We start from the raw sequence: 12065 nt of genomic DNA, 5'->3' as shown, positions 1-12065 counted from the left end.
TTGTTCAAATAATGGGGCAATGTTATATCACAGGCTCACTTTGAGAGATTGCGCTATGTCAACCCAACCCCCAATCAACGCCTGCTCGATATTGCTGCTGGCAGGTGGTCGAGGTCAACGCATGGGTGGCCGTGATAAAGGACTGGTGCTCTGGCATGAGCGACCACTGATTGCTTGGCTACATGACCTGGTGCGCCCGCTGAGCGATGACCTGATCATCTCCTGTAATCGCAATAACGCCGAGTACACAGCCTATGCCGACCAGATCGTGGCGGATGACGACAACGATTTCCAAGGACCGCTGGCAGGTATCCGCGCAGGGCTGAAAGTGGCACGCCACACACATATGCTGGTGCTGCCCTGTGATGCGCCGATGCTCGATCAAAAGCTGCTAACGGATCTGATGGCGCTTGCCGGGGATGCGCCTGCGGTGGTGCGCCAAGGGCAATACCTGGAGCCATTATTTAGCGTGATTCCAGGCCAGCTTAGCAATCAGTTGGAAAATGCATGGCTGGCCGGTGAACGCAGCCCGCAGCGTTGGTTGCGCAGCCTCGATCCACACACCCTGGACTGCCTTGATCAGGATCCGCGGCTGGCCAACATCAATACTCCGGAACTCCTCAACACCACTATTAAGTGAGCAATATCGCGGAAGTTGACGGAACTTTGGCGCCAACGACCTATCTTAAGTTTGGTACGTAATTTCAAACCCATGAGGAGATCCACCATGAGCCAACGGACAATCGCAGCACTATTTCTGACCCTGGGCCTTGCAACTCTGGCAGGCTGCGCTTCACCGACGGTAATCACCCTCAACGACGGTCGTGAAATTCAGACTGTTGACGAGCCTGATTTTGATGACGACACAGGCTTCTACGAATTCGAGCAACTTGATGGCAAGCGCGCACGCGTCAACAAAGACGAAGTTCGCACCGTTAAAGAGCTGTAAGTTTCACCCCAACCGCCTGTTGCCAAGCCAGCAGGCGGTTGGGTTTCCCGCCTAACTGAGCGCCTGGAATGCCCTGACCAGTGCATTGCTCAAGTCTACCGTTGAGAATTTAGTCAACATATCGTTTGCCCCGACAGAACGCGCTTTCTCAGTGTTCATCGTGCTATCGAGCGATGTGTGCAACAACACATAGGTGTGGCCGATGTCAGCGGTCTTGCGAATCTCACGCACCAGGCTGTAGCCATCCATCTCTGGCATTTCAATATCTGAAACCAAAACCTCTATCGGCGTGCCCGCTTGGTGTTGCTCCTGCAATACTGCAAATGCACTACCAGCGCTGCGCACTGACTGGCAATCAAGACCCAGTTTGCGCAAGGTATTGACCGTTTGATGCAACGCCACGTGCGAGTCATCGACCACAAGTACCCGCCGTCCTTCCAGCATTTGCAGATCAGCACTGGAGATCAGCGAATCATCAATTTCCTCGGGTTCAGCCGGGGCGATGTCATGCAGCACTTTTTCGATATCGAGCACCTGCACTATTGCACCGTCGATCTGGGTGACCCCGGTGATAAAGGCACGGCTCCCGGACCCGGCGGGAGGCGGCTTAACATCCCGGGTCGAGCACTGCACGATGCGCTCTACATTCTGCACATGCAGGCCCTGGCGTGAACGACTGAGCTCGGTCACGATCAGGCAGCCTTCTTGGCTTGCGTTATTACCGCGCTCGCCTATGGCTCGGGCCAGATCAATAACGGTCAGTGAGGCGCCGCGTAAACTGGCAATGCCCCGCACATGCGGATGCCGGTTAGGCAACTTGGTCAACGTCGGGCAGGCAATAATTTCATTAACCTTAAGCAGGTTAATCCCCAATAAACGACCACTGTGCAGACGAAACAACAGCAGCGATAAGGAATCTCCTAAAACTGCACTCACCGCGTCACTCCCCTTGGTCCTTAAATAATGCTGAGCGGAATATTCAGCTCAGAAATGCGACCACCTGTTCAGCCTCGAATGGCCAATCCAGTTCAGCCCCGGTATCACACCGGCGTAGTACTGGAATGCGCAAACCGTAGCGCTCGACCCATACCTCGTCTTCGGCAATATCGACCAGCTCGACCAGCAGACCGTGCTCAACAAAAGGCATCAGCAATGCTTCGGCCACCTCACACAGGTGGCATCCTAGGGTGCCAAAGAGTTGGCATTCGGGCAGCATTTGAGGATCTCCTGTTTCAGTTCAGGCTTTGAAGCCAGCAGTTTAAACACAGCTACCGCCCAATACATCCAGGAACCTGCTATCGCCCGCCCAATCAATACACCCGGCCAGACAGTGCAAAACCGGGGTTTTGAACTTTCCCCTAGCGCTCTAAATAACGTTGACGGCTGCTTAACGGAAAACTTTAACGGCAAAGCCGCAGCGCTCTGCCGCCAACCCGACGAACTGCTAAATGCCTGCAAATAACCTGCTGGCAAGCACCGTAAATACTGGGCAAGGGGCACGCCGACTAAAGTCTAAAAGCAGACCGCCAAATCTCATGCTTTATTCAACAGCGCCGTACCAGATGGTCCCGCACCCACTTGAGGAGAAAACAATAATGATTCGAACTCCCCTTGCCCGTGCTGTGGCTGTAGCCACGCTAGGCGCTTGCTGCGCACTGCCGACGGTTGCCCATGCCGAGTTTTTCAAAGACAGCAAAGCAACCATTGAGGCCCGTAATTTTTACTTCAACCGCGACCTGCGTGACACCACATCAGCCCAGCAATCAAAACGCGAAGAATGGGCACAAGGATTTATCGTTAAAGCCGAATCTGGCTTTACGGAAGGAACCGTTGGCTTTGGCCTCGATGCCTACGCAGGACTTGGCTTAAAGCTTGATTCATCGGCCGACCGCACAGGCAGCGGCCTGCTACCCGGAAGCTTCGGTAATGAAGCACCAGATGATTACTCCGAAGCCACCGCCACCGCCAAAGTGAGAATATCCAAGACTGTCGGCAAGTTTGGCGGATTAACGCCAAAACTACCCACCATCTCGGCAAACGACTCACGCCTACTGCCGCAAACCTTCCTCGGCGGGCACCTCAATTCCCAAGAAATTGCCGGCTTGAATATTGATGGCGGTGTGATCAAAGAACAGAACCAACGCGACTCATCCAACTTTGAAGACTTGAGCATCAACGGCGGCGGCAAGCGCAATTTTGACCTCGGCGGCAGCGAGGCCGACGACTTCAATTTTGCCGGGGTTTCCTACAAATGGACCGATAACCTCACCACTGGCTACAACTACGGTGAGCTGGAAGAAATCTACAAGCAACATATCGTCAACCTGGTCCACGTATTGCCGATTGGCGACAAGCAAAGCCTCAAAACTGACTTGCGTTATGCGCGCTCCACGGACGACGGCAACACCAACGTCGACAACAACGCATTCGGCGCCATGTTCACCTATGCCTTGGGCTCCAGTAGCTTCGGTCTGGGTTATCAGTCAATGAGTGGCGATACCGGCTACGCCTACATCAACAGCACCGATCCATTCTTGGTCAACTACGTACAAATTGGTGATTTTGCCAACAAGGACGAGAAATCCTGGCAGGCACGCTTTGACTATAACTTCGCTGGCGTGGGCATTCCCGGTCTGACCTTCATGACGCGCTATCTCAGCGGTGACAATATCGACCAACTGAGTGCAACGACTAATGAAGACGGCAAAGAGTGGGAACGCAATACTGACATCGCCTACGTCTTCCAAGATGGTCCGTTGAAGGACTTGGGAATCAAGTGGCGCAACGCCACGGTCCGCAATAACTTTGCTAACGACCTCGATGAAAACCGCCTGATTCTCAGCTACACACTGGCCTTGCAGTAAGCTGCGACAGGCAATAAAAAACCCGGGTTAACCGGGTTTTTTATTGCTTGAAATCACTAATCCTGACTCACCGCACCGATCTTATGAATCGATAAATCAGCACCGTAATATTCCTCTTCCTGACTCAAGCGAATGCCCATCGTGGTTTTCAGTAACCCGTAAACCATAAAGCCGCCAATTAACGCCACTGCGACTCCAAGTCCAGTGCCGATCAACTGACTGACCATACTCACACCGCCCAGCCCGCCCAAGGCTTGCTGACCAAATATACCGCAAGCAATCCCGCCCCAGACGCCGCATAAACCATGCAAAGGCCAGACACCCAACACGTCATCAATCTTCCAGTTTGCCTGCGCCGCGGTGAAGGCCCAGACGAAGAAAGCTCCCGCAATAGCTCCAGTCATCAAAGCCCCAACCGGGTGCATCAAGTCGGACCCTGCGCACACGGCAACCAATCCAGCCAGAGGGCCGTTATGCAAAAAGCCGGGGTCATTGCGCCCAACGAATAACGCAGCAACAGTGCCGCCGACCATCGCCATCAAGGTGTTAACCGCAACCAAGCCACTTACGCTGCCAAGGGTTTGCGCGCTCATCACATTGAAACCAAACCAGCCAATAATCAAAACCCAGGAACCCAAGGCTAGAAATGGGATGTTGGAGGGCGCAAACGCAACCAAGCGTCCATCGCGATAACGACCGTCACGGCGACCCAATAAAATCACCGCGCCAAAGGCTAACCAGCCACCCATTGCATGCACGACAACGGACCCGGCGAAATCATGAAAAGCTGCTCCAAACTGCGCCTCAAGCCAGGCTTGAAAACCAAAGTTGCCGTTCCAGATCAGGCCCTCAAAAAACGGGTAGATGAAGGCAACAATCAACACAGTCGCACATAGTTGTGGCCCGAATTTGGCGCGCTCAGCAATGCCACCAGAAATAATCGCCGGGATGGCCGCAGCAAAGGTCAATAGAAAGAAGAATTTGACCAAAGCATAGCCATTGCCTTCAGTCAGAACTGCTGCTGGTTGAAAAAAAGTCACGCCATAGGCGACCCAATAACCTATAAAGAAATAGGCCAAGGCAGAAACCGCAAAGTCCGAGAGGATTTTCGATAAGGCATTAACCTGGTTTTTCTGGCGTACCGTACCCACCTCAAGGAAGGCAAATCCGGCATGCATCGCCAAAACCATTACAGCACCCAACAGAATAAAAAGGGTGTTGGATCCATGAATCAGCGTTTCTACAGCACTGTTGATGTTTTCCATCGGCAAGTGACACTCCGTCTACAGACCAAGAGCACCAATTCGGATCTTTTTATTAATGCGCGCACCAACAAGAAGCACAAAGCATTGCTTGCTCATGAAAGCAACCTCACCAGAGGCTTCATTTTCGCGCCGCCCGAATCTGGCTAAATCGAACTTAGTCTTTATTTATTAATGGGTTAGCTTCGCACCAACGTACCAAGCGGGACAGCCTGAAAGCCCCAATTAAGCGCGTGAGCACATGGCCACGCACCACGACAATGCAATCGCTATACCAAACAACCCCTGCCGACTCGGGGTGATATCAGATTGAACCCTTCCAGCAAACGCCACTCGAACTACACAGGCGTTCTAAAACATCAAGGAGAGTAGAAATGGCACGTAAAAAAACCGCTTCGAACCAAGATGAACTGCTAAACGAATTCCAGGCACTGGTACGTGACACTGAGTCACTGCTCCAGCAATCGGCCAACCTCGCAGGCGATCAAGGCGAAGAACTGCGTGATCAGATTCGCAACAGCTTGAATCGCGCACGCTCCACCCTGCACTCAGCTGAAGAAGCCGTTATAGAGCGCGGTAAAGCTGCCGTCGACGCAACCGAAGGCTACGTACAAACCCACCCATGGCAATCTATTAGTATCGCTGCCGGTGTTGGTATGCTACTGGGTATGTTGATAACCAAACGCTAAACGGACATCTCTATTACATGGAAGCCAGATCACAGCCCAGTACCGGGAACAGTCCTTCACCCCGCAGATTTGCAGGTGCCCTGTTAGGGCTCCTGCAGGGCCATGTGGCCCTGTTCGGAGAAGAGCTCAAGGAGCAGCAGACTCACGCAGTTCGCCTTCTGCTGCTCACCAGCTTGAGCTTGGTTTTTGGCTTGCTGCTGGTAATAGGATTGTCGGCAACCCTGTTGATCTGCTTCTGGGATGACTACCGCATCCCAGTGATTATCGGTTTGTGTGTGTTTTACTCAGTCGCACTCATCGTTAGCTTGGTGACCTTGATTAACTATCTACGCAACGCACCCAGCCCTTTCAGCGCAAGTCTTGAAGAGCTTGCTCGCGACCGTGAGCAACTGATGCCATGAACCAGACCCCACCATTACCGCAACTGCCGGTAAATGCTTCACGCCGTGAACTGCGCAAAGCCATGCTGCGCATGCGCCTTGAAATGCATCGTCAGGAATTGCGTCACGAAACGCTAGTGATGTTAGAGCCGCTGCGTAAAGCCAAGAGCTTTGGCAATCAATGGCGCGAACAGTTATCTGGCGGCTCATCTCTGTGGATCACGGGCGGCGCACTGCTCTTGGCAGGCCTGGGCCTGAAAAAGACCAACTGGCGGCGCTGGATCAGAATTGCACTGATCAGTCTCCCGTTGTTGCGTCGTGTCCCGCCAAAGGATAAACCTCAATAGCCAGCCACAATGGATGCTGCTGGCTTTTAAGCGCTCTTTATCTGACTAACCCCTTGCAGCAAGACGCTATTACCCTGAAGCTAGCAGCATTAGCCACGTAATGGCGAGGAGCAGCCTTGGACTGGCAGACACTGTTAAACCGTGAACGATTGGGCAAACCTTCCCACAGCGCTGAAGAGCTCGGCCGCAGCCCATTCCACAAGGATCATGACCGGATAATTTTCTCAGGCGCATTCCGCCGCTTAGGCCGCAAAACTCAAGTTCACCCGGTATCGAGCAACGATCATATTCACACTCGCCTGACTCACTCGCTTGAGGTCAGCTGTGTCGGCCGGTCGTTGGGTATGCGGGTAGCAGAAATGATCCGCGATAAGTTACCCGACTGGTGCGAGCCCAGCGACTTGGGCATGGTCGTGCAATCCGCGTGTTTGGCTCACGACATCGGTAACCCTCCGTTTGGCCACTCCGGTGAAGACGCCATTCGCCACTGGTTCCAACAAGCAGCCGGACGTGGCTGGCTAGACTCCATGAGTGATGCAGAGCGCAGTGACTTCCTCAGTTTTGAGGGCAACGCCCAGGGTTTTCGCGTACTCACTCAACTGGAGTACCACCAGTTCGACGGCGGCACCCGGCTGACCTACGCGACGCTTGGCACTTACCTGAAGTATCCCTGGACCGCCCGCCACGCCGAAGCGCAGGGCTACAAGAAACACAAATTCGGCTGCTACCAGAGCGAGCTTGGGCTGCTTGAGCAAATTGCCAATAAACTAGAATTACCGCAAATCGAAGAACAGCGCTGGGCGCGTCATCCATTGGTGTACCTGATGGAGGCTGCAGATGATATCTGCTACGGCTTGATTGACCTCGAAGATGGCTTGGAAATGGAGCTGCTCGAATACAGCGAAGTTGAAGCCGTGTTACTCGACCTGGTTGGTGACGACTTACCTCAGACTTATCGCCAACTGGGGCCGAAGGACTCGCGTCGTCGCAAGTTGGCAATTCTGCGCGGTAAAGCCATCGAACACCTGACCAATGCCGCCGCCCACGCATTTGTTGAGCAGCACGACGCATTGCTCGCCGGCACCTTGCAAGGCGATCTGGTCGAGCACATGCATGGCCCGGCGAAACGTTGCGTGCAAAGTGCAAAAGATATGGCGCGTAAAAAAATCTTTCAGGATAAACGCAAAACCCTGCATGAGATTGGCGCCTACACCACTCTGGAAATCCTGCTCAATGCCTTTTGCGGCGCAGCACTTGAGCAACATGGAGGACGCACACCTTCATTCAAGCATCGGCGCATTCTTGATTTACTGGGCAATAATGCACCTGACCCACAGGGACCACTGTACGCATCATTTTTACGCATGATTGATTTCATCGGCGGCATGACCGACAGCTATGCTACTGAAATGGCCCGTGAAATGACGGGACGCTCAAGTCCGGTGTAATCATGGCAGATGAAGCTAAATCCCCCCGTCAAAGGCTAACAGGGCCGCCAACAATCGGGCCTGCGGTAATCGCAGGCATGGGTTGTACGTTGCCACTGCTGTTGGGCTTGTTCAGCGGACATCCTGGTTTTCTGTGGGCAACCGCTGGCGCCTTTCAGGCAGCGCAAATCAACCCACTGCACCGGCTGGGAATGTTGCGCATGCTGCTGATCACCTTCCTCGGTTCGGTGTGCGCTGGCTGGGGTTTTTGGGTCGCGGCTTACCCAAGCCTCAGTTTTGCGATGTTTGCAGCATTTGGTTTTATCTTGGCCTGGCTACAGCGCTTCGGCACCGAAGCCGGAAAACTCGGCGCCAGCCTGGCCGTGTGCATGTGCCTTGGTCAGGGTGAAACGGCGGGTAGCCACCTGAATAACCCCTACGCCATTGCCACGCTGTTTATCCTTGGCGGACTTTGGGTCACCCTGCTCGCGTTTGGCCTGCGCGGTTTGCACGGCTTACGCATGTGGCCGCAAGCACCGCGCGTGATCAGTATTATTAAAGTACTCAAGCGCTACGCCAAACGCCTGCCAGAGCAGCGCTGGCGCCTACATGCACTGCGCTGCACCCTTGCATTTGGCTTGGCGGGTTTACTTGTTAGCCTGGAAAACCTGCCACACGGTTATTGGGTAACCATGATCGTGATTGGCACCTTGCAGCTTGGGCTGCCCAACAACTTTAAGCGCTTGCTGATACCTTATTTGGTCAGCCTGATCCTCGCGGCAATCATGATTGTGATCGGCTACAGCTTGCAGGACCCCATACTGATGGTCGCGGGGACATTATCGTTAATTGTTTTCTGTCGCACCTTCCAAGCCCATCATTACGGGCTTTATGTGCTACAGCTATTAATGTGTTTTATCGTTCTCGTAGAGAGCCTTTCGCTTGACTGGCAGCTAGCACCACAACGGCTGTTTAATAGCATGTTTGGCGTAGCAATCTCGCTGGGCGTGGCAATTCTGATTTATGCGCTAAGCCAGAGCGTGATCAAAATAAAAAATAAAGCCTCGGCTCATTTGTGAAGCGCTAGATAAATAGCTACAAAATCTATTAGCGCAGCGTTCATTGTTCACTATGCTTTCAATCTGCTATCACCGCAGTTGGGAGCAACTCTGCATGACAGTTAGTGATATCACCGGAAACAGGCGCTTTCCGCTCCACGTTCATATCAGCCTGTTATTTACCTTGCTGCTGCTTAGTACGGGCATCGTGCTGGGCATTTTTAATTACCAGCAAACCAGTCGCATTATTCTTTCCAGCAGCACCCAACTGTTCGAGCGCATTAGCGACCAAGTTGATCGCGACCTAAGAGAAACCTACATTCCTGTTGATAACCTGCTCAACCTGCTAGCGCTTGATGAGCGCAACATGGGTGAAACTCGTGACGCACGCCTGTCGATGCTGCCGGTCTTTGCTCAAGCCCTGAATGATCACCCTAAACTTGCCTCGTTGTATTTAGGTTATACCGACGGCGACTTCTTTATGGTGCGACCACTGCGCAGTGAGAAGCTCAAGAAAATATTTAACGCACCAGACAACGCGGCATTCCAAGTCTGGAGCATTGAACGCAACAAAGGTGATGCGACCAAAGCTGAACACCTCTACTTTGATGCCAAGCTTAATCAACTGGGCAACCGCGATATTGCTGACGAATCCTACGACGCTCGCACACGCCCGTGGTTCCAAGAAGCAATGCATAGCAACGAGTTGTTCACCACCGAGCCTTATGTGTTCTTCTCCACCGGCGATGTTGGAACCACGGTTTCACGCATGAGCATGCAGCGCAGCGTTCTTGGCGCGGATATCACCCTCGATGACCTTTCGCAGACACTGGCCAAACATAAAATCACACCGTCAACCGAAGTCGCTTTATACAGTCCCGACGGTTCGGCAGTCGCTTACCCAGACACTACAAAACTTATTATTGGTCACGACAACGCTCACTTGGCCAATCTTGCAGAACTCAGCCCGGTGATGGCCAGCCTCAGCAAAACCGATCCAGAAGGCTTACATAATGGCTCTATTGAACTCAATAATCGCAGTTGGCAGGTCTCTCAGATCAGGCTGGACATGGGTGGCCCCAAAGGTCTGCGCTTAGCCATTCTGGCCCCAGAAGACGAACTACTTGCAGATGCCCATCGGGTGCGCTGGATAAGCGCGGTGATCACCCTGGGGATTTTATTACTGTGCATTCCGCTCGGCTGGGCACTGTCTCGCCTGTTAGTCAGACCGCTGCGCAGCTTGGTCAGTGAAGCGGAAGCGATCCGCCGTTTCGACTTCAAACATCCATCCAGCGGTAACTCTCCAGTACTGGAAATTGATTTGCTTGCTGTAGCGATGGCGCGGATGAAGGAAACCATTTTCAGTTTCCTCGAGATCACCGCCAGCCTCTCAGCTGAAACGCGCTTTGAGAATCTACTCGAACGTGTACTTGAAGAAACAGCCGGGATCAGCCAAGCCCACGCGGGCTTGATCTACCTCAACGACGCAGATGGCAAGCACTTGGAAGCCAAGGGCTTTTACCTCGATGGCCCGCCCGTGACCCTTGAAGATTTGAAAATTGCGAGTTTTGCAATCGATGATACGAGCATGCCTGAATGGCTCAAACAGCCGGTAGCTGGCGGCTCGAGCAGCATTGCAACAATCGGCTACGATCAAGCGGGTGATTACCAGAACTTGCTACAGGCGATGAACTCACCCCGTACGCATATCGTTGCTACTGGCCTGCATAATCGCCAGGGTGACACTGTTGGCGTACTGGTGCTGCTACACAAAGACAGTGGCACCGAAGCAGATGACGCCTTCCAAAGTCCTGCACGGGTGGCTTTCGTCGAAGCTGTGTCCGGCGTCGCTGCATTGTGCATTGAAAGCCAACGCCTGTTGAACCGACAAAAGCAGCTACTTGACTCCTTTATTCAACTGATCGCTGGCGCAATCGATGCCAAAAGTCCTTACACCGGAGGTCACTGCCAACGCGTGCCGGAAATCACCATGCTGCTGGCTAAAGCCGCAGCCAAAAGTCATGCGCCAGCCTTTCGCGATTACAACCCCAATGACGAAGAATGGGAAACCCTGCATATCGCGGCGTGGCTACATGACTGCGGCAAGGTCACGACCCCCGAATACGTGGTTGATAAGGCGACCAAGCTAGAAACCCTGTACGACCGTATCCATGAGATCCGTACCCGCTTCGAGGTTCTCAAACGCGATGTTTGGGTCAATTATTGGCAAGCGCGTGCACTGGGTTGTGACGATGCGGCTTTGGAAGCTAAGCGTGATCAGTCGCTGGCAAAACTCGATGATGAATTCAGTTTTGTAGCGCGTTGCAACCTTGGCGGCGAAGCGATGGCCGAAGACGATATTCAACGTTTACAACACATTGCCGAGCGAAAATGGTGGCGCACCCTGGATGATCGTCTCGGCCTGTCTTGGGAAGAAAGCAAACGGATGGAACGTAACCCTGCCCCTGTTTTACCTGCTTTAGAAAGCTTGCTTGCGGATCGTCCTCAACATTTGTTTGAGCGCCCAAGCAGTGAATTGCTTCCTGAAAACAATCGCTGGGGCTTCAAACTTGAAGTGCCGCAATACAAGTTCAACCGTGGTGAGCTGTATAACCTGAGCATTACGCGCGGCACTTTGACCGCAGAAGAGCGCTACATCATTAACCACCATATCGTCCAAACCATACTCATGCTCGATCACTTGCCCTTCCCTAAACACCTGAAAGACGTAGCTGAAATCGCTGGCGGACATCACGAAAAAATGGACGGCAGCGGCTATCCAAAACGCTTACACCGCGAAGAGATGAGCCTGCCCGCGAGAATGATGGCGATTGCTGATATTTTCGAGGCGCTGACTGCCGTCGACCGACCTTACAAGAAAGGCAAGTTACTCTCTGAAGCAATCGACATCATGGCTGGCATGTGCAAAGGCGCGCACATCGACCCAGATCTGTTCGGTCTGTTTATTCATGACAAAATCTATAAGCGCTACGCAGACCGCTTTATGCGCCCTGAGCAAATCGATAAGGTGGATGAGGCTGAAGTACTGACTAAAGCTGGAATCACCGCTTAACAGGCCAGCTAGCCAG

Annotated in this window: 12 protein-coding genes; 9 read left to right on the top strand and 3 right to left on the bottom strand. The window is 53.1% G+C overall.

Annotated features, from left to right (window positions below; all coding sequences use genetic code 11):
- Window positions 1-55 precede the first annotated feature (55 nt).
- Together mobA and ACN0UH_RS14205 are read left to right on the top strand one after the other, a co-directional pair.
- Window positions 56-640 (top strand): molybdenum cofactor guanylyltransferase MobA, encoded by a 585-nt coding sequence (gene mobA / locus ACN0UH_RS14210; protein WP_417662666.1) that lies wholly within the window; start codon window positions 56-58, stop codon window positions 638-640.
- Window positions 641-727: 87 nt separating this feature from the next.
- Window positions 728-949, top strand: coding sequence for a YgdI/YgdR family lipoprotein (locus tag ACN0UH_RS14205; protein ID WP_339485713.1), 222 nt, complete (start codon window positions 728-730; stop codon window positions 947-949).
- A 51-nt stretch (window positions 950-1000) separates the two neighbouring features.
- On the opposite strand, the gene ACN0UH_RS14200 is transcribed toward ACN0UH_RS14205, so the two are convergent.
- Both ACN0UH_RS14200 and ACN0UH_RS14195 read right to left on the bottom strand, forming a co-directional pair.
- A complete protein-coding gene (locus ACN0UH_RS14200) occupies window positions 1001-1885 on the bottom strand; it encodes a chemotaxis protein (protein WP_339510308.1) in 885 nt (294 codons plus the stop codon).
- A 43-nt stretch (window positions 1886-1928) separates the two neighbouring features.
- Complete coding sequence (locus ACN0UH_RS14195; RefSeq protein ID WP_010483096.1) at window positions 1929-2165, bottom strand: glutaredoxin family protein; 237 nt, start codon at window positions 2163-2165, stop codon at window positions 1929-1931.
- 379 nt (window positions 2166-2544) lie between these two features.
- Between ACN0UH_RS14195 and ACN0UH_RS14190 the strand changes: the two genes are divergently transcribed.
- Window positions 2545-3813 (top strand): OprD family porin, encoded by a 1269-nt coding sequence (locus ACN0UH_RS14190; protein WP_417662665.1) that lies wholly within the window; start codon window positions 2545-2547, stop codon window positions 3811-3813.
- A gap of 56 nt (window positions 3814-3869) precedes the next feature.
- Here ACN0UH_RS14190 and ACN0UH_RS14185 read toward each other — a convergent pair whose 3' ends face one another.
- Window positions 3870-5078, bottom strand: coding sequence for an ammonium transporter (locus tag ACN0UH_RS14185; protein WP_417662664.1), 1209 nt, complete (start codon window positions 5076-5078; stop codon window positions 3870-3872).
- A gap of 371 nt (window positions 5079-5449) precedes the next feature.
- Here ACN0UH_RS14185 and ACN0UH_RS14180 point away from each other — a divergent pair, with 371 nt between their 5' ends.
- From ACN0UH_RS14180 to ACN0UH_RS14155, 6 genes are all read left to right on the top strand, one after another.
- Complete coding sequence (locus tag ACN0UH_RS14180; protein WP_339510316.1) at window positions 5450-5764, top strand: YqjD family protein; 315 nt, start codon at window positions 5450-5452, stop codon at window positions 5762-5764.
- 17 nt (window positions 5765-5781) lie between these two features.
- A complete protein-coding gene (locus tag ACN0UH_RS14175) occupies window positions 5782-6165 on the top strand; it encodes a phage holin family protein (RefSeq protein ID WP_417662663.1) in 384 nt (127 codons plus the stop codon).
- Window positions 6162-6491 carry a hypothetical protein gene (locus ACN0UH_RS14170; protein ID WP_417662662.1) on the top strand — a complete coding sequence of 110 codons (330 nt, stop codon included), beginning with the start codon at window positions 6162-6164 and terminating at the stop codon, window positions 6489-6491. Before ACN0UH_RS14175 ends, ACN0UH_RS14170 begins: the two co-directional genes overlap by 4 nt.
- A 116-nt stretch (window positions 6492-6607) precedes the next feature.
- Entirely contained in the window at window positions 6608-7939 is a 1332-nt protein-coding gene (locus tag ACN0UH_RS14165; RefSeq protein ID WP_417662661.1) for a deoxyguanosinetriphosphate triphosphohydrolase, read from the top strand.
- Window positions 7940-7941: 2 nt separating this feature from the next.
- Window positions 7942-8997, top strand: a complete 1056-nt coding sequence (locus tag ACN0UH_RS14160) for an FUSC family protein (protein WP_417662660.1) — start codon at window positions 7942-7944, stop codon at window positions 8995-8997.
- A 94-nt stretch (window positions 8998-9091) separates the two neighbouring features.
- Window positions 9092-12049 (top strand): HD domain-containing phosphohydrolase, encoded by a 2958-nt coding sequence (locus tag ACN0UH_RS14155; protein ID WP_417662659.1) that lies wholly within the window; start codon window positions 9092-9094, stop codon window positions 12047-12049.
- Window positions 12050-12065 lie beyond the last annotated feature (16 nt).

This window comes from Pseudomonas sp., from assembly GCF_048265905.1.
GTDB lineage: Bacteria > Pseudomonadota > Gammaproteobacteria > Pseudomonadales > Pseudomonadaceae > Aquipseudomonas.
Note: the sequence above shows the minus strand (reverse complement) of the source record. Positions and strands in the feature narration are given on the sequence as shown.

Bases quoted from the DNA above. Each gene is read 5' to 3' on its own strand.
- mobA (WP_417662666.1), top strand. From the start codon at position 56: ATGTCAACCCAACCCCCAATCAACGCCTGCTCGATATTGCTGCTGGCA.
- ACN0UH_RS14205 (WP_339485713.1), top strand. From the start codon at position 728: ATGAGCCAACGGACAATCGCAGCACTATTTCTGACCCTGGGCCTTGCA.
- ACN0UH_RS14195 (WP_010483096.1), bottom strand. From the start codon at position 2,165: ATGCTGCCCGAATGCCAACTCTTTGGCACCCTAGGATGCCACCTGTGT.
- ACN0UH_RS14190 (WP_417662665.1), top strand. From the start codon at position 2,545: ATGATTCGAACTCCCCTTGCCCGTGCTGTGGCTGTAGCCACGCTAGGC.
- ACN0UH_RS14185 (WP_417662664.1), bottom strand. From the start codon at position 5,078: ATGGAAAACATCAACAGTGCTGTAGAAACGCTGATTCATGGATCCAAC.
- ACN0UH_RS14180 (WP_339510316.1), top strand. From the start codon at position 5,450: ATGGCACGTAAAAAAACCGCTTCGAACCAAGATGAACTGCTAAACGAA.
- ACN0UH_RS14175 (WP_417662663.1), top strand. From the start codon at position 5,782: ATGGAAGCCAGATCACAGCCCAGTACCGGGAACAGTCCTTCACCCCGC.
- ACN0UH_RS14170 (WP_417662662.1), top strand. From the start codon at position 6,162: ATGAACCAGACCCCACCATTACCGCAACTGCCGGTAAATGCTTCACGC.
- ACN0UH_RS14160 (WP_417662660.1), top strand. From the start codon at position 7,942: ATGGCAGATGAAGCTAAATCCCCCCGTCAAAGGCTAACAGGGCCGCCA.
- ACN0UH_RS14155 (WP_417662659.1), top strand. From the start codon at position 9,092: ATGACAGTTAGTGATATCACCGGAAACAGGCGCTTTCCGCTCCACGTT.